At 59.9% G+C, this 23149-nt stretch carries 19 protein-coding genes and 1 pseudogene; 17 read left to right on the top strand and 3 right to left on the bottom strand.

What is annotated here, in order from left to right; genetic code table 11:
• The first annotated feature begins 3 nt into the window (after positions 1-3).
• From ACQZ48_RS01375 to ACQZ48_RS01345, 7 genes and pseudogenes are all read left to right on the top strand, one after another.
• Complete coding sequence (locus ACQZ48_RS01375; RefSeq protein WP_448728408.1) at positions 4-1218, top strand: HlyD family secretion protein; 1215 nt, start codon at positions 4-6, stop codon at positions 1216-1218.
• 34 nt (positions 1219-1252) lie between these two features.
• Entirely contained in the window at positions 1253-2836 is a 1584-nt protein-coding gene (locus ACQZ48_RS01370) for a DHA2 family efflux MFS transporter permease subunit (protein ID WP_142911934.1), read from the top strand.
• Positions 2837-3080: 244 nt separating this feature from the next.
• Positions 3081-3749 carry a pyridoxamine 5'-phosphate oxidase family protein gene (locus ACQZ48_RS01365; RefSeq protein ID WP_448728407.1) on the top strand — a complete coding sequence of 223 codons (669 nt, stop codon included), beginning with the start codon at positions 3081-3083 and terminating at the stop codon, positions 3747-3749.
• A 117-nt stretch (positions 3750-3866) separates the two neighbouring features.
• A complete protein-coding gene (locus tag ACQZ48_RS01360; protein WP_448728406.1) occupies positions 3867-4889 on the top strand; it encodes a LacI family DNA-binding transcriptional regulator in 1023 nt (340 codons plus the stop codon).
• A gap of 47 nt (positions 4890-4936) precedes the next feature.
• Positions 4937-6391 (top strand): xylulokinase, encoded by a 1455-nt coding sequence (gene xylB, locus ACQZ48_RS01355; RefSeq protein ID WP_448728582.1) that lies wholly within the window; start codon positions 4937-4939, stop codon positions 6389-6391.
• A gap of 241 nt (positions 6392-6632) precedes the next feature.
• Positions 6633-7943 (top strand): xylose isomerase, encoded by a 1311-nt coding sequence (gene xylA / locus ACQZ48_RS01350; protein ID WP_448728405.1) that lies wholly within the window; start codon positions 6633-6635, stop codon positions 7941-7943.
• A gap of 38 nt (positions 7944-7981) precedes the next feature.
• Positions 7982-8230, top strand: a pseudogene (locus tag ACQZ48_RS01345) (IS5/IS1182 family transposase); the annotation flags it as partial.
• Between the two features lie 160 nt (positions 8231-8390).
• Here ACQZ48_RS01345 and ACQZ48_RS01340 read toward each other — a convergent pair.
• Positions 8391-10679: an NADP-dependent malic enzyme gene (locus ACQZ48_RS01340; protein WP_077985012.1), complete on the bottom strand. Its 2289-nt coding sequence runs from the start codon at positions 10677-10679 to the stop codon at positions 8391-8393.
• Positions 10680-11153: 474 nt separating this feature from the next.
• On the opposite strand from ACQZ48_RS01340, the gene ACQZ48_RS01335 reads away from it, so the two are divergent.
• The 10 genes from ACQZ48_RS01335 to queE all read left to right on the top strand — a co-directional run bounded on the left by ACQZ48_RS01335 (position 11154) and on the right by queE (position 21134).
• Positions 11154-12584 (top strand): mannose-1-phosphate guanylyltransferase/mannose-6-phosphate isomerase, encoded by a 1431-nt coding sequence (locus tag ACQZ48_RS01335; RefSeq protein WP_142911930.1) that lies wholly within the window; start codon positions 11154-11156, stop codon positions 12582-12584.
• 303 nt (positions 12585-12887) lie between these two features.
• Entirely contained in the window at positions 12888-14120 is a 1233-nt protein-coding gene (locus ACQZ48_RS01330) for an ABC transporter substrate-binding protein (protein WP_137411609.1), read from the top strand.
• 142 nt (positions 14121-14262) lie between these two features.
• A complete protein-coding gene (locus ACQZ48_RS01325; protein WP_149147669.1) occupies positions 14263-15165 on the top strand; it encodes a carbohydrate ABC transporter permease in 903 nt (300 codons plus the stop codon).
• On the top strand, positions 15158-16099 hold the full coding sequence (locus ACQZ48_RS01320) for a carbohydrate ABC transporter permease (RefSeq protein ID WP_448728404.1): 942 nt from the start codon (positions 15158-15160) through the stop codon (positions 16097-16099). Before ACQZ48_RS01325 ends, ACQZ48_RS01320 begins: the two co-directional genes overlap by 8 nt.
• A gap of 5 nt (positions 16100-16104) precedes the next feature.
• A complete protein-coding gene (locus ACQZ48_RS01315; protein WP_077985297.1) occupies positions 16105-17193 on the top strand; it encodes an ABC transporter ATP-binding protein in 1089 nt (362 codons plus the stop codon).
• A 56-nt stretch (positions 17194-17249) separates the two neighbouring features.
• Positions 17250-18014, top strand: a complete 765-nt coding sequence (locus ACQZ48_RS01310; RefSeq protein ID WP_077985296.1) for a sugar phosphate isomerase/epimerase family protein — start codon at positions 17250-17252, stop codon at positions 18012-18014.
• Positions 18015-18038: 24 nt separating this feature from the next.
• Positions 18039-19172: a Gfo/Idh/MocA family protein gene (locus tag ACQZ48_RS01305; protein ID WP_077985007.1), complete on the top strand. Its 1134-nt coding sequence runs from the start codon at positions 18039-18041 to the stop codon at positions 19170-19172.
• 143 nt (positions 19173-19315) lie between these two features.
• Positions 19316-20026 carry a 7-cyano-7-deazaguanine synthase QueC gene (gene queC / locus ACQZ48_RS01300; RefSeq protein WP_448728403.1) on the top strand — a complete coding sequence of 237 codons (711 nt, stop codon included), beginning with the start codon at positions 19316-19318 and terminating at the stop codon, positions 20024-20026.
• Positions 20026-20382 (top strand): 6-carboxytetrahydropterin synthase QueD, encoded by a 357-nt coding sequence (gene queD / locus ACQZ48_RS01295; RefSeq protein ID WP_077985005.1) that lies wholly within the window; start codon positions 20026-20028, stop codon positions 20380-20382. Before queC ends, queD begins: the two co-directional genes overlap by 1 nt.
• Complete coding sequence (gene queE, locus ACQZ48_RS01290) at positions 20379-21134, top strand: 7-carboxy-7-deazaguanine synthase QueE (RefSeq protein WP_137411613.1); 756 nt, start codon at positions 20379-20381, stop codon at positions 21132-21134. Before queD ends, queE begins: the two co-directional genes overlap by 4 nt.
• A gap of 148 nt (positions 21135-21282) precedes the next feature.
• Here the strand turns inward: queE and ACQZ48_RS01285 are convergent, their stop codons facing one another.
• Positions 21283-22332, bottom strand: a complete 1050-nt coding sequence (locus tag ACQZ48_RS01285; protein ID WP_080795870.1) for a Gfo/Idh/MocA family protein — start codon at positions 22330-22332, stop codon at positions 21283-21285.
• A gap of 5 nt (positions 22333-22337) precedes the next feature.
• On the bottom strand, positions 22338-23123 hold the full coding sequence (locus ACQZ48_RS01280) for a ThuA domain-containing protein (RefSeq protein ID WP_448728402.1): 786 nt from the start codon (positions 23121-23123) through the stop codon (positions 22338-22340).
• Positions 23124-23149 lie beyond the last annotated feature (26 nt).

Genomic DNA, 23149 nt, shown 5'->3' with positions numbered 1-23149 from the left:
CTCATGTCGGCCCAGAAGAATAGCGCGGTTCGCGCCGTCAACGATGCGGAAGAGGCGGATATCTCCGCCAAGGCCGAGACCTCTCCCGCAAAGCCGGCCGAGGCTCCGGCCGCGCCGCCTGCTCAGACGACGGCTGCGCCGAAGCAGAAAAAGCGTTCCAAACTTCTCACCGTCATCGCCGTCGCCCTGCTGGCCGGTGCCGGCTGGTATGGTTATAACTGGTGGACCGACGGGCGCTTCCTTGTGTCGACGGACGACGCCTATATCGAAGGCGACATCGCCGTCATCGCACCGAAGGTTTCCGGCTACGTCGCCAAGGTGAACGTCGTCGAGAACCAGGAAGTGAAGGCAGGCGATCCGCTGGTGACGCTGGACGACGGCGATTACCGCATCGCCCTTGAGCAGGCCGAAGCGCAGATCCGCACCGAAGAACTGTCGCTGAAGCGCATCGATGCGCAGATCATCGGCGGCGAAGCTGCACTGGAACAGGCGGTTGCCCAGAAGGGCGCGCTGGATGCCGCCCTTCGCGGCGCTGAAATCACCCAGAAGCGCGCGAGCGAGCTACAGGCGAAGGATGTCGGCACGGTCGCCGCCTCCGACAATGCGCAGGTCGCGCTTGATCAGGCCAAGGCGAATGTCGTGGCCGGCGATGCCGCCATCGCTTCGGCCAAGGCCAATGTGGAACTTCTGCGTGCCCAGCGCGAGGAGGCCGAAAGCACCATCCGTTCGCTGCAGCTCTCGCGTGACAAGGCCGCCCGTGACCTGTCCTTCACGGTTCTGAAGGCGCCCTATGACGGCGTCATCGGTAATCTGGCGGTGCAGAATGGCGATCTGGTGTCTGTCGGCAAGCGCCTGGCGTCGCTGGTGCCGATGAACGAGCTTTATATCGACGCCAATTTCAAGGAAACGCAGCTCGCCCGCGTTGTGCCGGGTTCGAAGGTTCGCGTCCATGTCGATGCTTTTGACGATGCGACCATCGAAGGCACGGTGCAGTCGATCTCGCCCGGCTCAGGCTCGGTTTTCTCCATGCTGCCGCCGGAAAACGCGACGGGCAACTTCACCAAGGTCATCCAGCGCGTGCCGGTTCGTATCGTCTTCTCCAAGGAAGACCTTGAAAAGCACAATCTGCGCGCCGGCCTCAGCGTCGTTGTCGATGTCGATACCCGCACGGCGCCGGAAACCACGAAAACGGCGCAAGCCAACCCGGAAGCCAAGTAAGGCGCATCGCTGATGCGCCGTTGAGGTCAAGATCATGGCGGCTACGGTTGTCGGTACGGGCGGGGCGTCCATCCCCGCCGATCCCCCGATGGACAGGCGCAGGCTCATCGCGTTTTTCGCGATGGTCTTCGGCATGTTCATGTCCATTCTCGACATTCAGATCGTCTCCGCCTCGCTTGCGGAAATCCAGGCCGGCCTCGGTGCCGGCTCGGATGAGATCGCCTGGGTGCAGACGTCCTATCTGATCGCGGAAGTGATCATGATCCCGCTGTCGGGCACGCTGGCGCGCATCCTCTCCACGCGGGTGCTCTTCGCCACCTGTGCTGCGGGCTTCACCATATCGAGCGCGCTCTGCGCCACCGCCACCAATATCGACCAGATGATCGTCTATCGCGCGATCCAGGGCTTTATCGGCGGCGGTATGATCCCGTCGGTCTTTGCGGCGGCCTTCACCATCTTCCCGCCGTCGAAGCGTTCTGTCGTCTCGCCGATCATCGGTCTTGTCGCCACGCTCGCACCCACCATCGGCCCGACGGTCGGCGGTTATCTTTCCAATGCCTTTTCCTGGCACTGGCTGTTCCTCGTCAACATTATCCCCGGCATCATCGTCACCATCCTGACCTGGAGCCTGATCGATTTCGACAAGCCGGAAAAGTCGCTCTGGAAGAAGTTCGACTGGTGGGGTCTGCTTTCGATGGCGGTTTTCCTCGGCTCGCTGGAATATGTGCTGGAAGAGGGCAACAACAAGGACTGGTTCAACGACGAACACATTGTGCTGGGCTCGATTGCGATGGTCGTCGGCGCCGTCGTGTTCTTCTGGCGCGCCTTCAAAGTGGAATTCCCTGTCGTGGATATCCGCGCCTTTGCCGACCGCAACTTCTCCATCGGCTCGCTCTTCTCCTTCGTCATGGGCATCGGGCTTTATGGCCTTACATATCTCTACCCGCTCTATCTCGGCCGGGTGAGGGGATATGACGCGCTGATGATCGGCGAGACCATGTTCGTATCCGGTCTTGCCATGTTCTTCACCGCGCCGATTGCCGGCAAGGTCTCCACCAAGCTCGATCCGCGCATCATGATGGCCATCGGCTTCATCAGCTTCGGCTGCGGCACATGGATCATGACGCATGTGACGACGGACTGGGATTTCTACGAGCTGTTGATCCCGCAAATCCTGCGCGGTTTCGGCCTGATGATGTGTATGGTGCCGATCAACAATATCGCGCTCGGCACGCTGCCGCCCGCCCGTATCCGCAATGCATCCGGCCTCTTCAACCTCACCCGTAACCTCGGCGGCGCGGTTGGTCTTGCAATCATCAACACCATGCTGTCGCAGCGCACGGACGACCATTATGTGCGGCTGGCTGAACATATCAGCTACTCCAACCCGCAGGCGCTGGAATGGCTGAACAATGTCGGCGCCAACTACGATTCCTACGGCCTGGACGGCGCATCCGTCGCGGTCAAGAAAATGGTTGGCATGGTCTCGCAGCAGGCATGGATTTTGGCCTTCGCGGATGTGTTCTTCGCGCTGACGATCCTGTTCTCCAGCCTGATCTTTATGACCGTGCTGATTCAGAAACCCAAGGCAGCGCCGCCGCCAGACGCGGCGCACTGATAACAATCCTCTCCCATCCACCGCAGAGCTGGGGCCGTCGGAATGACGGCCCCTTTTTTGCGTGCGTCCAAAATTCCAATGCGGCTGTTGGCCGATTTCAGCTGTTGATCGCAACGGGCAATCCATGTATACCAATCATTGAGGTACGTACCTCAAAAAATGCACAGAGGGAGCGAAATCGGGGCCGGGAGGACGGTTGACCTGGATTTTTGCCGCTGGGCAGAGCTGTTCAGAGGGGGAGATCATGGCGGACTTGGAACTCACTCCAAACTTTGCAATCAGGCCAGACTTTGCCATAACGGATGAGCAGTCGCTTCGCGGGCTGTTCGAGCCGACACATGCCCTGGCGCTGCAGAAGTGTCAGGACAGGCTCGGCGAACATGCGCAGGAATTCATAAAGCGTTCGCCCTTTCTCTGCATAGGCACCCAGAACCTTGAGGGAAAAGCCGATGTCAGCCCCCGCGGCGATCCGCCGGGCTTTGTAAAGGTTCTCGACGCGCACACGCTGGCGATCCCGGATCGGCCGGGCAATAACCGCCTTGATACGCTCAGCAATATCATCGTCAACCCCATTGTCGGTCTCTTGTTTATCGCGCCCGGTTTCGACGACACCCTGCGGGTGAACGGGCGCGCGACACTGAGCAACGATCCCGAACTGCTGAAGCTCATGAGCGTTGCGGATCGTATCCCCAAACTTGCCATCGTCGTGAAGGTTGATGAGGTCTTCATGCATTGCGCCAAGGCATTCCGGCGCTCCCACCTATGGGATCCCGCGCATTTGCAGGTCCGGTCGGAAATGCCCTCGCTTATCAAGATCATTCTCGATGAGACAACGGGGGCGCCGAGGGACGGGCGCGAGATGCAGAAGATGGACGAGCAGCTGGAGCAGGACTACCGGCGGACGCTTTATTAACCTCAGCCCATGCGGGCATTGATATTCCGCAGCCGGTTGATGAAATATGAGGTACGTACATCATTTTTCGATTTACGGCGGCGGCAAAGCTGGATATGCAAGGGGGAGGGAGGAGCCATGAAGCCGACAGTTCATGATATTGCAGAGCGGGCAGGCGTCAGCCTTGCCACCATCGACCGGGTGTTGAACATGCGCCCTGGCGTGCATGCGGCGACGCGGGCGCGGGTGGAAGCCGCCATTGCCGAGCTTGGTTATGTGCGCGATATCGCGGCGGCCAATTTGGCCAAGGGCCGCAACTACTCCATGGTCTTCATCCTGCCCGGCAATGATAATTCCTTTATGGCGACGCTGCGCGCCGAGGTGCGGGCGGCGGCCAGCCGCTCCCATCTGGAGCGCACGGCCATCCGTGTCATCGAGGTGCCGCCGTTTAATGCCGCGGCACTGACCGAGGCACTGGAAGTTGCACGCCGGGAAAAGCCCTCGGGCGTTGCCTTCGTGGCCACCGATTCCGAAGACGTGGCCGAGGCCGCCGACCGGCTGGCGGAAGATGGCATCGCCACTGTCACATTGGTGTCCGACCTTTCCGGCTCGAGGCGCGATCATTATGCCGGTGTGGACAACGTTGCGGCCGGACGCACGGCGGCAAGCTTGATGGGGCGTTTCCTCTCCGGGCGCGGCGGCGATGTCGCGGTTGTTGCCGGCTCCATGCTGGTGCGTGACCATCGCGAACGTCTGGAAGGGTTTCGCGTCGTCCTCGAAGCGGAATTCCCGCACTTGCGGCTGTTGCCCGTGCTGGAGGGCAGGGACGATCCTCTCACCGTCGAAGCGCTGGTGTCCAAGGCTCTGGGCAATGATGCCCTTTCCGGTATCTACAGTCTCGGTGCCGGCAATCGCGGTCTCATCCGCGCGCTTTGTGCCGCAGATGGCGAAAAAACGCTTTCGGTCATCGCCCATGAACTGACGGAAAACACCGCCAATGCGCTGCGGCAAGGGCTGCTCGATGCCGTGCTCAACCAGGATGCGGGACATGAGGTGCGCAGCGCCATCCGCGTGTTGAAGGCGCGCGCCGATGGCCTGCCCGTCATCGCCGCGCAGGAACGTATTCGTATCGACATCTTCCTCAGGGACAATCTTCCCTGAGAAAACAGGCTGGAAGTGGCGCAAGGCGCGCCGGAATGGAGAAATACATGTATCTCGGTCTCGATCTTGGCACGTCAGGCGTCAAAGCCCTGCTGATGGACGGCGATCAGAAAATCATCGGCTCGGCCAACGGCTCGCTGGACGTTTCGCGCCCGCATCACGGCTGGTCCGAACAGAACCCGGCAGACTGGATCGACGCGACAAAAACCGCCGTTGCCGGCCTGAAGCAGAAGTTTGCGAAAGAGCTTGCCGCCGTCAAGGGCATCGGCCTTTCCGGTCAGATGCATGGCGCGACGCTTGTGGATGCCGAAGGCAAGGTGCTGCGCCCCTGCATCCTGTGGAACGACACGCGCTCCCATGCCGAGGCTGCCGCTCTCGATGCCGATCCACGTTTCCGCAAGATAACCGGCAATATCGTTTTCCCCGGTTTCACCGCGCCGAAGCTTGCCTGGGTGGCGAAGAACGAACCCGACATCTTCGCGAAAGTGGCCAAGGTATTGCTGCCGAAGGATTATCTGCGGCTATGGCTGACCGGCGAGTATACCTCGGAAATGTCCGATTCCGCCGGCACCGCCTGGCTGGATACCGGCGCGCGCAAATGGTCTTCCGATCTGCTTGCGGCGACGGGGCTCGATGAAAAACACATGCCGTCGCTGGTGGAAGGCACGGATGAGGCGGGCGTTCTGCGCAGTGAGCTGGCTTCCGAATGGGGCATTTCCGGCCGTGCCGTGGTCGCCGGCGGCGCGGGCGACAATGCCGCTTCCGCCTGCGGCATGGGCACGGTGAAGGAAGGCCATGCCTTCGTATCGCTAGGCACATCGGGCGTGCTCTTTGCCGCCAACGCTTCTTACCTGCCGAAGCCGGAAAGCGCCGTGCATGCCTTCTGCCATGCGCTGCCCGACACTTGGCACCAGATGGGCGTCATCCTCTCCGCGACGGATGCGTTGAACTGGTATTCGCGCCTCACCGGCCAATCCGCTGCCGATCTGACCAGTGAACTCGGCGAGACGCTTCTGGCCCCCTCCGGCGTCACTTTCGCGCCCTATCTTTCCGGCGAACGCACGCCGCATAATGATGCTGCCATCCGTGGTTCCTTCATCGGCCTGTCGCATGAAAGCGACCGCAAAGCGCTGACCCAGGCCGTGCTGGAAGGCGTGACCTTCGCCATCCGCGATAATCTCGAAGCGCTGAAATCGGCCGGCACCTCAATCTCCCGCGTCACCGCCATCGGCGGCGGCTCGCGCTCGACTTACTGGCTGGCCTCGATCGCCACCTCGCTTGGTGTTCCCGTGGATATTCCGGCCGAGGGCGATTTCGGCGCGGCCTTTGGTGCCGCCCGCCTTGGCCTGATTGCCGCGACCGGGGCCGATCCGGTGGCGGTTTGCTCGCAGCCGGAGACGGCGCGGACGATTGAGCCGGTGGCTGATCTGGCCGCGGCTTATGAGGAGGCTTACAGGCGTTATCATGCGCTTTATCCGGCGATAAGGGCGCTTTCGCAGTGAGACGCGGCGTGTGCGGCGTCACCCCCCTCTGCCCTGCCGGGCATCTCCCCCTCAAGGGGGGAGATCGGCAAGTGGCGGACACCTCACTTCATACTCCGCCTCGCGAGAGGTGAGGACGTAACTACGAGTCGATCTCCCCCCTTGAGGGGGAGATGTCCGGCAGGACAGAGGGGGGTGAGCCACACCCTCCAACCTTGAAATTGTCAAACACCACCCAAGCCCACCATGGAGGAACCACCCAATGACGACAGGCTTCTTCGGCGATATCGCCAAGATCAAATATGAAGGCCCCGACAGCACCAATCCGCTGGCCTTCCGCCACTACAATCCCGACGAGATCGTCGCCGGCAAGCGCATGGAAGACCACCTTCGTTTCGCGGTAGCCTATTGGCACACCTTCACATGGCCGGGCGGTGACCCCTTCGGCGGCCAGACCTTTCAGCGTCCGTGGTTCGAAGACACCATGCAGGCCGCGAAACTGAAGGCGGACGTGGCGTTCGAATTCTTCTCGCTGCTCGGTTCACCGTTCTACTGCTTCCACGATGCCGATGTGCGCCCGGAAGGCAAGAACTTTGCCGAAAACACCAAAAATCTCGATGAGATCGTCGATTATTTCGCGCAGAAGCAGGCCGATACCGGCGTGAAGCTGCTGTGGGGTACGGCCAACCTCTTCTCCAACCGCCGCTTCATGTCGGGTGCCGCGACCAATCCCGATCCTGACGTCTTCGCCTTCTCCGCCGCGACGGTGAAGACCTGCATGGATGCCACCAAGAAGCTTGGCGGCGCCAACTATGTTCTGTGGGGCGGTCGTGAAGGTTATGAAACGCTGCTCAACACCGATCTGTCGCGTGAACTCGACCAGCTCGGCCGTTTCCTCAATCTGGTGGTGGAATACAAATACAAGATCGGCTTCGAAGGCACGATCCTGATCGAGCCGAAGCCGCAGGAGCCGACCAAGCACCAGTACGATTACGATGTCGCCACCGTTTATGCCTTCCTGCAGAAGAACGGTCTCGAAAAGGAAGTGAAGGTCAATATCGAGCAGGGCCATGCCATCCTTGCCGGCCATTCCTTCGAACATGAGCTGGCCATGGCCAATGCCTTCGGCATTTTCGGCTCCATCGACATGAACCGCAACGACTACCAGTCCGGCTGGGATACCGACCAGTTCCCCAACAACGTGCCGGAAATGGCGCTTGCCTATTACCATGTTCTTGCCGGCGGCGGTTTCAAGAACGGTGGCACCAACTTCGATTCCAAGCTGCGCCGCCAGTCGCTCGATCCGCAGGATCTGCTGATCGGCCATATCGGCGGCATGGACTGCTGCGCCCGTGGCCTCAAGGCAGCGGCGAAGATGATCGAGGACGGCGCATTGTCGAAACCGCTTGCCGAGCGTTACGCCAAGTGGGATTCGGCTGAAGCCCAGAAGATGCTGCGTGGCGAGCTGAAGCTGGAAGAGATTGCAGCGCTGGTCGAGCGTGAGGATATCAATCCTGAGCCGAAGTCCGGGCGTCAGGAGTATCTGGAAAACGTGGTCAATCGTTACGTTTGACGGGAATGTCGGGGGTGACGGTAGCGTTGCCCCCATCGCCGACGCGCCGGCCGAATCGGCGTCACCGTATCCTGACGCTGCGTCTTGTCCGCCTTAACCTGATGATATTGAAGGGTCGGGCGGCCGTGGAAACGACATTTGCCACACTGAAGAACCGTATTGGCCCCGGCGTGATCCGCTACCGTGGGATCGTCGAGACAAAGGCGCAGATCCTGGTAGCAGCGGTGGCTTTCAACACGCCCCTCTGGGTGACATTGCCGACGCCGACAACGCCTCATCGGGCCTGAAATCCACCCAAACCACCCTCAAGACCACGAAAAACCCGCCTCAGACAGAGGCGGGCGAGTGATACGTTTCCAAAATCTCCAGACCAGAAAGGGGCCAGGCGATGGATATTGCAACGCGCCTCGCCGGTGCGACGAAACGTGCTGCAACCTCCAGCCCGTCTCAACGACCGGCGTTGTAGGCCGCGATTGCCGCCATGTTAACGATGTCGCTGTCCTTCGCGCCCATCGAAGTGATCTGCACCGACTTGTCGAGGCCGACGAGAAGCGGGCCGATGACGGTCGCGCCGCCCAGTTCCTGCAGCATCTTGGTGGAGATGGAGGCGGAATGGATGGCGGGCATGACCAGTACATTGGCCGGGCCGGAAAGACGCGCGAAGGGATACTGGCTCTGCATGCGGTGATGGTTGAGTGCTATATCGGCCGACATTTCGCCATCGACCTCGAAATTGACGTTTCGCTTGTCGAGGATTTTCACGGCCTCACGTACTTTGTCGGAGCGTTCGCCGACCGGCTGGCCGAAAGTGGAATAGGCGAGCATGGCAACGCGCGGTTCGTAACCGAAACGGCGTGCAAGGTGGGCGGCCTCTTCGGCGATATCCGCCAGGTCCTCGGCATTCGGCATATCATGCACGGCCGTATCGGCAACGAAGACGGTTCGGTTGCGCGAGACCACCAGCGAAACGCCGATGACGCGATGGCCGGGCTTTGTGTTGATGCAACGGCGAATATCTTCCAGCGCCGTGGAGTAATTGCGGGTGACGCCGGTGACCACGGCGTCCGCATCGCCCATCGCCACCATGCAGGCGGCGAAATGGTTGCGGTCGTTATGGATCAGGCGCTGTACGTCGCGCAGCAGGAAACCGCCGCGCTGCAGGCGCGCATAGAGGTAATCGACATAGGCATCGACACGGCTGGAAAGGCGCGCATTGGTGATCTCGATATTGGCGCGGTCGAGATCGATGCCGGCGCGTTCCGCATTGGCCCGGATGATGTCGTCACGGCCGAGCAGGATGGCGGTGCCGAGGCCCTGCGCGGTGAAGGAAATCGCCGCGCGCATGACCTGTTCTTCTTCGGCTTCCGCAAACACGACCCGCTTGGGCGAGCGGCGCACCCGTTCGTAAAGGCGCTGCGTGGTGGAAGCCATCGGGTCGCGACGGGCGGAAAGCTCGCGGGCATAGGCATCGAGATCGGGCAGCTCCCGGCGGGCGACGCCGGTTTCAATCGCCGCTTTCGCCACGGCCACAGGAATTGCCGAAATCAGGCGCGGATCGAAGGGAACCGGAATGATGTATTGCGACCCGAAGCGCGGACGGTTGCCCTGATAGGCGGCGGCCACATCGTCAGGCACATCCTCGCGGGCAAGATCGGCCAGCGCCTGTGCCGCCGCGATCTTCATCGCATCGTTGATCTGGCTGGCGCGAACATCGAGCGCGCCACGGAAGATATAGGGAAAGCCGAGGACGTTATTGACCTGGTTCGGGTAGTCCGAACGCCCGGTCGCCATGATGGCGTCGTCGCGGATGCGCGACACTTCTTCCGGCGTAATTTCCGGGTCCGGATTGGCCATGGCGAAGATGATCGGCTTCGGCGCCATGGAGCGGATCATCTCTTCGCTGAAAGCGCCCTTTTGGGAGAGGCCGAACACCACATCCGCACCCTTCATGGCTTCCGCCAGCGTGCGGTTGTTGGTTTTCACCGCATGGGCGGATTTCCACTGGTTCATGCCTTCGGCACGGCCCTGATAGATCACGCCCTTGGTATCGCAGAGCGTGATGTTTTCAGGGTTGAACCCCATGGCCTTGATGAGGTCCATGCAGGCGATTGCCGCAGCGCCCGCGCCGTTGCAGACCAGCTTGGTGGTCTTGAAGTCGCGGCCCGTCAACTCGATGGCGTTGATGAGGCCGGCGGCGGCGATGATGGCGGTGCCGTGCTGGTCGTCATGGAAAACGGGAATGTCCATCAGCTCGCGCAGGCGGCTTTCGATGATGAAACATTCCGGCGCCTTGATGTCTTCCAGATTGATACCGCCGAAGGAGGGTCCGAGGTAACGCACACAATTGATGAACTCATCGGCGTCTTCGGTATCGACCTCGAGGTCAATGGAATCGACATCGGCGAAGCGCTTGAAAAGGACCGACTTGCCTTCCATCACCGGCTTGGAGGCCAGAGCGCCGAGATTGCCGAGACCCAGGATGGCGGTGCCGTTGGAGATGACCGCAACCATGTTGCCGCGCGTTGTATAATCGTAAGCGGTCGCCGGATTTTCGGCGATGGCTTTCACTGGTACGGCCACGCCAGGCGAATAGGCAAGCGACAGATCCCGCTGCGTCGCCATCGGCTTGGTCGGGGTGATTTCCAGTTTCCCCGGCCTGCCTTGAGCGTGAAAATCCAGGGCTTCCTGGTCCGTAACCGATGTTCTTGTGCTGGCGGGCTTCGTCGTGTCGGACATGGGCTGAACGTGCTTTCGTGTCGATAACATTGTAAAAATATCCGCCGTTGTTATTGTATTTTTCGCGCGTCTGCCAAGTCTTGAATGTTGTTCAGTGCAGCAAATTTAAGCGTGATGAAATTTGCGGCCGGATTTAATCGATTAAGTCGACGTTCTTGACCCGTTGCTGGATTATCGGGCCCGTGCGCCACCGCCCGACCGCAGATGCGGATCCGCGGGTGGTGCATTGCCGCGATCCTCGTGGGCGTTTCCGTGGCGAGTTCTGTGGAACCTCACAAGCCATGTCGCGTTAGCGAAACGGGTCCCCGGGCAATCGACATGTCCTCCAAATGCCCTGTTGCTCATTCACCAAGCTTTCACAAGGCGAATTTATGAGCTTGCGCTTGCCCGCTCGCAAACCGATGATGGCGGCATTGGGAAATATGTATATTGTCCGGCGCGCCGGAAAATTTTTGATATTGGAAAGGTTTTGCCGTGAAGGAACATACTCGAAAGATCACGCCGGTTCTTCTGGCCGGCGGTGCTGGCTCCAGGCTTTGGCCGGTATCGCGCGATCAGTTGCCCAAGCAGTTCCAGCCGCTGGTCGGCAATCTTTCGACCTATCAGCAAACGTTGCAGCGGGTGGGCGATAAGAGCCTCTATGCCGAGCCGCTTGTCATCACCAACGAGGATTTCCGTTTCTTCGCCCGCCGTCAAGCCGAAGAAATCGATTTGCCGGCGACGGTGGTGCTGGAGCCCGCCCGCCGCGACAGCGCCGCCGCCATGGCCGCCGCCGCTGTGCTGGCCGAGCGCCGCGAGCCAGGATGCCTGGTGCTGGCGCTTGCCGCCGATCATGTGGTGCTCGATGCCGACAAGTTCTCCGACGCCGTGAAACTCGGCGCAAAAGCCGCCGATCAGGGCAATATCGTCGTCTTCGGCCTGGTGCCGACCGAACCGCGCACCTCCTACGGTTATATCAAGCCGGGCGAGGCGATCGACGGCGAGGAAGACCTCAGCACCGTTGATGCCTTTGTGGAGAAGCCGGATATGAAGACGGCGATCTCCTATCTGGAAAAAGGTTATCTCTGGAATTCCGGCAATTTCCTGTTCCGTTCCGATGTGATGATTGCCGAGCTGAAGGCCTTTGCCCCGGAGATTCTGGCGGCGGTGACGCAAGCGGTCGAGCAATATGAAAGCGACCTGGGTTTCGTGCGCCTGCATCAGGAAAGCTTCGAGGCTTCGCCGAAAAATTCCATCGACTATGCGGTGATCGAGAAGACCAAACGCATGGCGGTGGTGCACGGACATTTCCGCTGGTCGGATATCGGCAGCTGGGATGCGATCTGGGAGATTGCCGACAAGCGCGGCAACGACAATGCGCTGGAAGGCCACGGCGTTTTCATCGATTCCGAAGGCTGCCTCATCCATTCGACGCAATTGCTGACGACGGTGGTGGGCGCCAGGGACATGGTTGTCGTGGCCACCAAGGATGCGGTTCTGGTGGTGCCGAAAAACCGGGTGCAGGACGTGAAGGGTCTGGTGGAGACGCTGAAGAATGGCGAACACGCACCGCAGACGCAGACCCACAAGCGGGTCTATCGCCCTTGGGGTTATATCGAACACATGTATGTGGACGAGCGCTACCGGGTCGGCCACATCACGGTCGATCCCGGCCACCGCATCTCATTCCAGAAACATTATCACCGCTCGGAACACTGGATCGTCGTCAAGGGCACGGCGACGGTGACGATTGGCGAGGAAACCCGGCTGCTGACGGAGAACCAGTCGGTTTACATCCCGATCGGCGAGTCACATCGGCTTGCCAATGAGGGGCAGATTCCGCTCGAACTGGTCGAAATCCAGACCGGAGCCTATATCGGCGAGGATGATGTCATCCGCATCGAGGATGACTATAAGAGGCAATAATGGATAGTGTTGTGAGGCAGCACGACAGAGGCGAGGCGGAAGGCGTTCCGGCTCGTTTGTATGTTTAAAGGGTGAGCCCCCTTATTCAAATACGGATGCGGCAGCCGCGTCCCTTGCAGAAATTGTAGGAATGGAAGGGGCAGGCCGGCAGGACCTGGCATGCCGCCGGTCGTCGATTTGCGAGGTTTCCAGTCGCAAGGCATGTCCGAAATTGCCACATCGAGATTCGTATTTTAGGCGGTTGCCTAATCAAAAATCTTCGCATACGTTCCAACTGTAACGTTTCAGTGAGGGAGGAGACTCATGCGAATGCGTGTTATTTCTGCGGCCTTTTTGGCCAGCGTCATGATTCCGGCGGGTATCGCCGGGGCCACCGATCTTGAGGTGACCCATTGGTGGACATCGGGCGGCGAAGCCGCCGCGGTCGCCGAATTGGCCAAGGCTTTCGACGCCACCGGTAACAAATGGGTGGACGGCGCGATTGCCGGTTCGGGCGGCACGGCCCGGCCGATCATGATCAGCCGCATCACCGGCGGTGACCCGATGGGTGCGACCCAGTTCAACCACGGCCGGCAGGCGGAAGAGCTTGTTCAAGCAGGCCTGATGCGCGACCTGTCCGATGTTGCTGCAAAGGGCAACTGGAAAGACGTCATCAAGCCCGCGAGCCTGCTTGACAGCTGCACCATCGACGGCAAGATTTATTGCGCGCCGGTCAACATCCACTCCTGGCAATGGCTGTGGCTTTCCAATGAAGCCTTCAAGAAGGCGGGCGTCGAAGTTCCGAAAAACTGGACGGAGTTTGTCGCCGCCGCGCCGGCGCTCAAAAAGGCCGGTATCCAGCCGCTCGCGCTCGGTGGGCAGGCCTGGCAGGCCAACGGCCTGTTCGACACGCTGACGCTTTCGCTCGGCGGCAAGGACCTTTATCAGAAAGTCTATGGCGACAAGGATGCCGAGACCGCAGCCGGGCCTGAGATGGCGAAGATTTTCGCGGCTGCCGTCGAGGCGCGCGACATGGCCAAGGGCACCAATGTTCAGGACTGGAACCAGGCCACCAACATGGTTATCACCGGCAAGGCCGGCGGCCAGATCATGGGGGACTGGGCGCAGGGTGAATTCCAGCTTGCCAACCAGAAAGCCGGCACGGACTATTCCTGCCTTCCCGGACTTGGTCTTAGTGAATACCTCACCACGGGTGGCGACGCCTTTTATTTCCCTGTTTTGAAGGACGAGGCGAAAACCAAGGCGCAGGACGTTCTTGCCGCAACCATCGTCGATCCGAAAACGCAGGTTGCCTTTAACCTGAAGAAAGGCTCGCTGCCGATCCGCGGTGACGTCGACCTCAATGCAGCCAATGACTGCATGAAAAAGGGTCTGGCAATTCTGGCCAAGGGCAATGCGCTCACCAGCACCGACCAGCTGATTTCTGCCGATACGCAGAAACAGAAGGAAGACCTGATGGCGGAGTTCTTCGCGGGCTCGATGTCGGCGGAAGACGGGCAGAAGCGCTTCGCAGACATTATCGGTTCGGCGGACTGATTGTGATCTCTCCGGGTGGGAAAGCGCTTCGACGCTTTCCCTTCCAGCGTCCTGCCTGTGCAAAATCACCAGCATGGGCAGGGGTTTCATGCGGCGAGGCTTTTGCCTGACCGCTAACTGTAACGTTACAGGAGGAGGTAACATGGCAGGTCAAGCGCGCTCAGGGCGCCCCAACCAGCTTTTCCGCAATCTCAATTCCAAGATTGCCTCCATTCCGATGATCCTGACCGCGATGGTGATTTTCCTCGGCGGCACGATCTGGACAGTGGTTTATTCCTTCACCAATTCCAAGCTTCTGCCGCGGGCAAGCTTTATCGGCTTCGATCAATATGAGCGTTTGTGGGCAGCACCACGCTGGATCGTCTCCATCCAGAACCTGGCGATCTACGGTATTCTGTCGCTGATTTTCAGCCTCGTTATCGGCTTTGTGCTGGCGGCGCTGATGGATCAGAAGATCCGCTTTGAAAACACCTTCCGCACGATCTTCCTTTATCCCTTCGCCCTGTCCTTCATCGTCACCGGCCTCGTCTGGCAATGGCTGCTGAACCCGGAATTCGGCGTCCAGTCCGTGGTCCGCTCGATGGGCTGGGAAAGCTTTACTTTCGATCCGCTCTATAATTCCCAGATCGTCATCTACGGCATTCTGATTGCCGCGCTCTGGCAGGGCACGGGGCTCGTCATGTGCCTGATGCTCGCCGGTCTTCGCGGCATTGACGAGGATATCTGGAAGGCGGCGCGCGTCGACGGCATTCCGATGTGGAAGACTTATATTCTCATCATCATTCCCATGATGCGGCCGGTCTTCATCACCACGCTGGTCATCATCGCCAGCGGCATCGTCAAGGTTTACGATCTGGTCGTGGCGCAGACGAGCGGCGGGCCGGGCATCGCGTCCGAAGTGCCGGCGAAATATGTCTATGACTACATGTTTCAGGCGCAGAATCTGGGGCAGGGCTTTGCCGCCTCCACAATGATGCTCCTGACGGTCGCGATCATCGTCATTCCATGGGCCTACCTCGAATTCGGAGGCAAGAAGCGTGGCTAATATCAGCACATTGAACACGGTTGTCGCCGCCAGCGATGCGGTTGCCCCGGACTTTTCCGGCCCTCGCGGCAGGAAACCGAGGAAGACCTTCTCACGCCGCAACATCATTCTTTACGGCACGCTGTTTGTGGCTGCCGCCTATTACCTGCTGCCGCTATACGTGATGGTCGTGACCTCGCTGAAAGGCATGCCGGAAATCCGGCTCGGCAACATCTTCGCGCCGCCGGTGGAAATCACTTTCGAACCCTGGGTGAAAGCCTGGGCGAATGCCTGCACCGGGCTTAACTGCGACGGGCTTTCGCGTGGGTTCTGGAACTCCGTGCGCATTCTCGTACCATCGGTGGTCATTTCCATCATCGTCGCTTCCGTCAGCGGCTACGCTATGGCGAATTGGAAGTTCAAGGGATCGGAGCTGTTCTTCTCGATCCTTATCATTGGCGCCTTCATCCCCTATCAGGTAATGATCTATCCGATCGTCATCGTGCTGCGGGAAATGGGTGTCTATGGCACGCTGACCGGCCTCGTCATCGTGCACACCATCTTCGGCATGCCCATCCTGACGTTGCTGTTTCGCAACTATTTCGCTTCGCTGCCGGAAGAATTGTTCAAGGCAGCGCGCATCGACGGCGCGAACTTCTGGCAAATCTATTTCCGCATCATGCTGCCCATGTCGCTGCCGATCTTCGTCGTGGCGATGATCCTGCAGGTGACCGGCATCTGGAACGACTTCCTGTTCGGTGTCGTCTTCACCCGGCCGGAATATTACCCGATGACGGTGCAGCTCAATAACATCGTCAACTCCGTGCAGGGCGTGAAGGAATACAACGTCAACATGGCCGCCACGCTTCTGACCGGGGCCGTGCCGCTGATCGTTTATTTCGTCTCCGGCAGGCTTTTCGTCCGCGGCATTGCCGCCGGCGCAGTAAAAGGTTGAGCTATATGAACAAAAGCGTTTCCATCCGCGATCTTTCACTGTCTTTCGGCGCCGTTGCCGTGCTGAAAGATCTCAATCTCGATATTTATGACGGCGAATTCCTCGTGCTGCTCGGCTCGTCCGGCTGCGGCAAGTCGACCCTTCTCAACTGCATTGCCGGGCTTCTGGAACCGACCGACGGACAGATATACATCAAGGACCGCAACGTCACCTGGGAAGAGCCGAAGGATCGCGGCATTGGCATGGTGTTCCAGTCCTACGCGCTTTATCCGCAGATGACGGTGGAAAAGAACCTGTCCTTCGGCCTTCAGGTCGCCAAGGTGCCGAAGGAGGAGATCGACCGCCGCGTCAAAAGGGCGGCGGGCATTTTGCAGATCGAGCCTTTGCTGAAGCGCAAGCCGGCCGAGCTTTCCGGCGGCCAGCGCCAGCGCGTGGCGATCGGTCGGGCGCTGGTGCGCGATGTGGATGTGTTCCTGTTCGACGAGCCGCTCTCGAACCTCGACGCCAAGCTGCGCTCGGAACTGCGTGTCGAAATCAAGCGGCTGCACCAGTCGCTGAAGAACACCATGATCTATGTGACGCACGACCAGATCGAGGCGCTGACGCTGGCGGATCGCATCGCCATCATGAAGAGCGGCGTCATCCAGCAGTTGGCGGACCCCGTCACCATCTACAACAAACCGCGGAACCTCTTCGTCGCCGGTTTCATCGGTTCCCCCTCGATGAATTTTCTGCGCGGCGAGTTGATCGAAAAGGACGGCAAGGTGGTTTTCACCACCAACGGCGTCACCTTCGCGCTGGACGGTTATCATGCGGAAACGCCGCTGGCCGGCGGCCGCGCCGTCGTTCTCGGGGTGCGCCCGGAACATGTGCGGGTCGATGCCGATATCGTCGGTGGCGAAGTGCATGAGGCAATCGTCGATATCGAGGAGCCGATGGGGGCCGACAATCTGATCTGGCTGAAACATGCCGGGCACACCATGTCGGTCCGCGTCGGCGGCCACAGGCGGTTCTCTCCGGGCACGAAGGTGCGCCTCGGCCTCGACATGACGATGGCCTCACTGTTCGACGCGCAAAGCGAGGAGCGGCTCTAGAACGCCTCCGATTTCCCCCACACAATCCCAAGACCCAGATCTCTATGGAGGAGACAATGACAGAACTCGGTTTTCAGCTTTACAGCGCCCGCAATTTCCAGCCTTTTTCCGATATTCTGAAAAAGCTTTCGGCTGCGGGTTATAAACATGTCGAGGGTTATGGCGCGATGTATGCTTCGCTGGATGAACCAGGCCTAAAAGGCCTGCGCTCCGAACTCGAAGCCAACGGCCTTTCGATGCCGACCGGTCATTTCGGCCTCGATCTTCTCGAGGGTGACCCGAAAAAGGCGCTCAATATTGCCACGGTTCTGGGTGTAGAGGCAATCTATTGCCCTTATCTGATGCCTGATCAGCGCCCGACAGACGCCGCTGGCTGGTTTGCCTTCGGCAAGCGTCTGCAGGAGGCCGGAAAGCCCTTCGTGGATGCCGGTCTGACTTTCGGCTGGCATAACCATGACTTTGAATTCAAGCAGCTCGCCGACGGCTCCACCCCGCAGGAGCAGATTTTTGCCGGCGGCCCGGACCTGAAATGGGAGGCGGATATCGCCTGGATTATCAGAGGCAATGCCGATCCGCTCGCCTGGATCGAAAGCTACGGCAAGCGCATCTCCGCCGTGCATGTCAAGGATATCGCGCCGGCTGGCGAGAATGCGGATGAGGACGGCTGGGCCGATGTCGGCCATGGCACGGTGGACTGGAAAGGCCTCGTCGCGGCGCTGAAGGCGAAATCCGCCACGAAACATTTCGTGGTCGAGCACGACAATCCGAAGGATATCGACCGGCTGATCACCCGCTCGATCGCGTCCTTCAAAACCTACTAAGTTTCAATTTTCGGAGTCTAAATCATGGCCAGAGATCTTGGCGTCGGCATCATCGGATGCGGCAATATCTCGTCTGCTTATTTTTCGCTGGCACCGCTCTTCAAGGGCATCAAGGTGCTGGCCTGCGCTGATCTCAACCGCAATGCGGCGGAGCTGAGGGCGGAAGAATTCGGTGTTGTCGCGCAGTCCATCGAGGAACTGCTCGCCAATCCCGAAATCGATGTGGTGGTGAACCTCACCATCCCCGCCGCACATTTCCCGGTGTCGAAAGCAGCCCTTGAGGCGGGAAAACACGTCTATTCGGAAAAGCCATTGGTGCTTTCGCTGGAAGAGGGTGAGGAGCTGCGGCGCATTGCCCGCGAGAAAAATCTCTCCGTCGGCTGCGCCCCGGATACTTTCCTCGGCGGTGCGCATCAGCTTGCCCGACAATATATCGATGACGGCAAGGTCGGCCGCATCACGTCCGGAACCTGCCACGTTATGAGCCCCGGCATGGAGATGTGGCACCCCAATCCGGGCTTCTTCTTCCTCAAGGGCGGCGGGCCGATCCTCGATCTCGGTCCCTATTACGTTGCCAACCTCATCAACCTCATCGGCCCGATAAAGCGCGTCGGCGCGTTGACAAGCATGGCCAATCCGACCCGTACGGTGACCAGTCAGCCGCTGAACGGCGAGGTCATTCCTGTCGAAACGCCGACCAATATCCACGCGCTGCTGGAATTTGTGAACGGTGCGACGATCACACTTTCCGCCAGCTGGGATGTCTGGTCACACCGCCACGCCAATATGGAACTCTACGGCACGGAAGGCTCGATCTATGTGCCGGACCCCAATTTCTTCGGCGGGGTTGTCGAAGCCAGCGGCCGAGACAAGAATATCCAGCCGCTGGAAGACTGGGCGCATCCTTTCGGCATTTCCAACCAGGAAAGTCCCCACGGCCCGCGCGCCAATTACCGCACGGCCGGCCTTGCCGATATGGCGATTGCCATTCTGGAGGGCCGTGATGCACGTTGCTCGCTGGATCGCTCCCTGCACGGTATCGACGTGATGACCTCGATCCTGAAGTCCGGTGAGGAAGGCCGCTTCATCGAGATGACAACGACCTGCACACAGCCGGCAGCCCTCGGCATCGAGGAGGCGCAGGCGCTGCTGCGCTAATGCGTTTATGATCCGGAAAGCGGCGAAGGCGACTTCGCCGCTTTCCTGTTTTCGCGGCAGCCCTTCACAATCCCTTCGCTTTGCTTTAAAGCCGCGCCGTATCCGGTCGCAGCCCACCCGGTCAAAACAAGGGATCCTAAATTATGAAAACTATCGTCATCTGCTCCGGCGGATTGGACTCCGTTTCGCTCGCGCATAAAATCGCCGCGGAACATGAGCTTCTCGCTCTCGTCTCCTTCGATTATGGCCAGCGCCACAGGAAGGAACTGGATTTTGCCGCCGATTGCGCCAGACGGCTCGGCGTGCCGCATCATATTATCGATATCAGAACCATCGGCACGCATCTCACCGGTTCCGCACTGACCGACGATGTGGAGGTGCCTGATGGCCACTATGCGGAGGAGACCATGCGCTCCACCGTGGTGCCGAACCGCAATGCCATCATGCTCACCATTGCTTTTGGGCTGGCTGCCGCGCAGCAGGCGGATGCGGTGGCGATTGCCGTGCACGGCGGCGATCATTTCATCTACCCCGACTGCCGGCCGGGCTTCATCGACAGCTTCAACTCCATGCAGGCGCACGCGCTTGAAGGTTATGCCGATGTGAAACTCTTCGCGCCCTACGTCACCGTTTCCAAGGCGGCCATCGTGACCGATGGTGCAAAATATGGAACGCCCTTCGGTGAAACATGGTCCTGTTACAAGGGCGGCTTGCGCCACTGCGGCCGCTGTGGCACCTGCGTGGAACGCCGCGAGGCCTTTCATCTGGCAGGCGTCACCGATCCGACAGATTATGAGGACCCGGACTTCTGGGTGGCGGCCACGCACGCCTTTGCGGCGCAGGAGGTGCGTTGATGTTCCGCATCACCAAGGAGTTTCACTTTTCCGCCTCTCACCAGTTGAAAAGCCTGCCGTCGGATCACCAGTGCAATCGCCTGCATGGGCATAATTACATTGTCGAGATCGAGCTGGCAGGCGAAGCGCTGAACGAGCACGGTTTCGTGCGCGATTATCATGAGCTTGCGCCGCTGAAGCACTACATCGACGACAAGTTCGACCATCGCCACCTGAATGACGTTCTCGGCCATGACCGGGTGACGGCGGAATGCCTGGCGAAGCATTTTTATGACTGGTGCAAAGAGCGTCTGCCGGAAACCAGCGCCGTGCGCGTCAGCGAAACCGCCAAGACCTGGGCGGAATACCGGCCATGACGATGGCTGCACACAAGATTGCAGCGAAGGACGCAACGATCCGCATCAGCGAAATCTTCGGGCCCACCATTCAGGGCGAAGGTCTGCTGATCGGTCTGCCGACCGTCTTCGTGCGCACCGGCGGCTGCGATTATCGCTGTTCCTGGTGCGACACGCTGCACGCGGTCGATAGCGATTATCGCGAAACGTGGAAACCCATGTCGGTCGACGCAATCTGGCAGGAGGTGCGGCGGCTGTCCGGCGGCGTGCCGCTGACGGTCTCGCTGTCTGGCGGCAATCCGGCCATCCAGCCGCTCGGATCTTTGATATCGAAGGGGCAGGGCGAGGGGTATCGCTTTGCGCTGGAAACGCAGGGCAGTATCGCCAAAGACTGGTTTGCCGATCTCGACCATCTGGTGCTGAGCCCCAAGCCGCCATCGAGCGAAATGGAAACCGACTGGCAAGCCTTCGAAGGCTGTCTTGCCGCCGCCGGTGACGGACCGCAGGTGGCGCTGAAGATCGTGGTGTTCGACGATGCGGACTATGCCTATGCCAAGGCGGCATCCGCACGTTTCCCGCATCTGCCTGTCTATCTCCAGCCCGGCAACCACACCCCGCCACCGCCGGATGACGACGATGCGCGTGTCGATATCGATGGGGTGATGGACCGGATGTTGTGGCTGGTGGACAAGGTCAGCGTGGATCGCTGGTTTTCCGCCCGCGTGCTGCCGCAGCTGCATGTGCTGTTGTGGGGGAATAAGCGGGGGGTATAGGTTTCGCGGAAGGATTAAAATTCCACGTCGTAGTCCACGTCTTTGAGAAAGCGAATAGCGGATTGAGCGAGCGGGTGCCACTTGCTTCTTCTCCCCGGCGGGGAGAAGAAGCATGCGGCAACGTTTTGCCGCATGTTGTTCTTTCACATCAAGCCGAAACGGCCAGCTCGCGCCTTTCCCGATCCGCAATGATCGACAGATCGAGCACCTTCTGCAGATTGGCGGCGTGGCGGAAGTCCGGGTCGGCGACGCCACCTTCCATCACCGCCTTGGCGAATTTTTCGTAATTCGTCGGCACCGGGTCGACATCGATTGTCTTCCAGATCGCCTTTTCCACATCGTCACCGATGCAGGCGCGCAGGCTGGAGTAATCGGGCGTGTGGATGACTTCGAGTGCGCCCTTGTCGCCGTGGATGCGCAAACGAAGTTCGTTGAGATGGCCCGTTGCCCATCGGCTGGCATGGATGACGCCCATGGCGCCGTTTTCAAGCTCGGCGGTCATGGTGAAGCTGTCATTAGCGTCGAGATCGTAGACGCCGATCTTGTTGCCTTCATATTTGTCGAAGGTCTTCAGCCGCGTGAAGATGCGCTCCACATCGCTGCCCGCGCCATAGGAGGCGAAGTCGAGAATGTGGATGCCGACATCACCCAGAACACCGTTTGAGCCGTGCTTGGTGGAAAGTCGCCACAGCCACTTGCTCTCCGTCATCCAGTCGCCCCAGGCCTTGGAAACGAGCCAGCTCTGGAGATAGGAGGCTTCCAGATGCCGCACCTTGCCGATTTCGCCGGCCAACACCATTTCACGCGCCGCCTGCAAGGGTGCGACGTTGCGATAGGTGAGGTTGACCATGGCGACGAGGCCAGCCTTCTCGGCGGCATCGGCCATTTCGGCGGCCTTGGCGTAGTTTTCCGCCAGCGGCTTTTCGCAGAAGACATGCTTGCCAGCCGCCAGCAGTTTAAGGCTGGTGGGGTGATGGATCGCATCCGGCGTCACATTCGCCGCCGCATCGAATTCACCCCAGGCAATGGCGTCATCCAGCGAGGTGAAGGAGAGCGGGATGTTGTGGCGCAGGGCAAAGCCGCGCACCACCACGTCATCCACATCCACCGCCGCGACCAGTTCGACGCCGGGAATTTGTGAGAAATAGGTGGCATGATTGTTGGCCATGCCGCCGGTTCCGAGAATGAGAAGTCTCATGGTGTTTACCTGTAACCTGCTTCGCCTGCCTTGTGCAGCTTGGGACCGCGTTCTTCGATGGGCTCCAGCGCCTTGTCGATGGGGACATTAGGGGCGTCGTGAATGCTCTTCAGTGCGCCAATCGGATTATAGGCCCATTTCACCGAATTGCTGATGACCTTCTGGACATTGGCATCGTGATAGGTCGGATAGGTTTCGTGCCCGGGGCGGAAATAGAAGATGTTGCCGGCGCCGCGACGCCAGGTGAGGCCGGATCTGAAGACTTCGCCGCCCTGGAACCAGGAGATGAACACGGTTTCCAGCGGCTCCGGCACGGAGAACTGTTCGCCATACATTTCCTCGTTTTCGAGCTCGAAATGTTCCGGCAGGCCGGCGGCAATCGGGTGGCGCGGATTGATCGTCCACAGACGCTCGCGTTCGCCTGCCTCACGCCATTTCAGCGCGCATGGCGTGCCCATCAAACGCTTGAACGGCTTGGAGAAGTGGCCGGAATGCAGGACGATCAGGCCCATGCCTTCCCAGACGCGCTTGGCGACACGCTCGACGATTTCATCCTGAACCGCGCCATGGTCCTTGTGGCCCCACCAGACGAGAACGTCGGTCTTGTCGAGGCGCTCCTGCGAAAGCCCGTGTTCCGGCTCCTGCAGCGTAGCTGTCGTGGCATTGATCTCAGGGCTCTGGTTCAGCGCGTCGGCGATGGTGTTGTGCATGCCGTTTGGATAGATCGAACGCACCGTCTCGTTGATGTGTTCGTGGATATTTTCGCCCCATACAACGGTGTTGATGGTCATTGTCATGCTCCTCGGTGAAAGCCGGG

This window comes from Agrobacterium sp. 22-209-1 (genome assembly GCF_053522485.1).
This window is presented reverse-complemented; position numbering and strand designations above follow the sequence as displayed.

Excerpts from the sequence above, each read along its gene's own strand:
- ACQZ48_RS01330 (WP_137411609.1), top strand. The coding sequence starts at position 12,888 with ATGCGAATGCGTGTTATTTCTGCGGCCTTTTTGGCCAGCGTCATGATT.
- xylA (WP_448728405.1), top strand. The coding sequence starts at position 6,633 with ATGACGACAGGCTTCTTCGGCGATATCGCCAAGATCAAATATGAAGGC.
- ACQZ48_RS01340 (WP_077985012.1), bottom strand. The coding sequence starts at position 10,679 with ATGTCCGACACGACGAAGCCCGCCAGCACAAGAACATCGGTTACGGAC.
- ACQZ48_RS01370 (WP_142911934.1), top strand. The coding sequence starts at position 1,253 with ATGGCGGCTACGGTTGTCGGTACGGGCGGGGCGTCCATCCCCGCCGAT.
- ACQZ48_RS01310 (WP_077985296.1), top strand. The coding sequence starts at position 17,250 with ATGACAGAACTCGGTTTTCAGCTTTACAGCGCCCGCAATTTCCAGCCT.
- xylB (WP_448728582.1), top strand. The coding sequence starts at position 4,937 with ATGTATCTCGGTCTCGATCTTGGCACGTCAGGCGTCAAAGCCCTGCTG.
- ACQZ48_RS01315 (WP_077985297.1), top strand. The coding sequence starts at position 16,105 with ATGAACAAAAGCGTTTCCATCCGCGATCTTTCACTGTCTTTCGGCGCC.
- ACQZ48_RS01360 (WP_448728406.1), top strand. The coding sequence starts at position 3,867 with ATGAAGCCGACAGTTCATGATATTGCAGAGCGGGCAGGCGTCAGCCTT.
- ACQZ48_RS01305 (WP_077985007.1), top strand. The coding sequence starts at position 18,039 with ATGGCCAGAGATCTTGGCGTCGGCATCATCGGATGCGGCAATATCTCG.
- ACQZ48_RS01280 (WP_448728402.1), bottom strand. The coding sequence starts at position 23,123 with ATGACCATCAACACCGTTGTATGGGGCGAAAATATCCACGAACACATC.
- queE (WP_137411613.1), top strand. The coding sequence starts at position 20,379 with ATGACGATGGCTGCACACAAGATTGCAGCGAAGGACGCAACGATCCGC.
- ACQZ48_RS01365 (WP_448728407.1), top strand. The coding sequence starts at position 3,081 with ATGGCGGACTTGGAACTCACTCCAAACTTTGCAATCAGGCCAGACTTT.
- ACQZ48_RS01375 (WP_448728408.1), top strand. The coding sequence starts at position 4 with ATGTCGGCCCAGAAGAATAGCGCGGTTCGCGCCGTCAACGATGCGGAA.
- ACQZ48_RS01325 (WP_149147669.1), top strand. The coding sequence starts at position 14,263 with ATGGCAGGTCAAGCGCGCTCAGGGCGCCCCAACCAGCTTTTCCGCAAT.
- queD (WP_077985005.1), top strand. The coding sequence starts at position 20,026 with ATGTTCCGCATCACCAAGGAGTTTCACTTTTCCGCCTCTCACCAGTTG.
- ACQZ48_RS01285 (WP_080795870.1), bottom strand. The coding sequence starts at position 22,332 with ATGAGACTTCTCATTCTCGGAACCGGCGGCATGGCCAACAATCATGCC.
- queC (WP_448728403.1), top strand. The coding sequence starts at position 19,316 with ATGAAAACTATCGTCATCTGCTCCGGCGGATTGGACTCCGTTTCGCTC.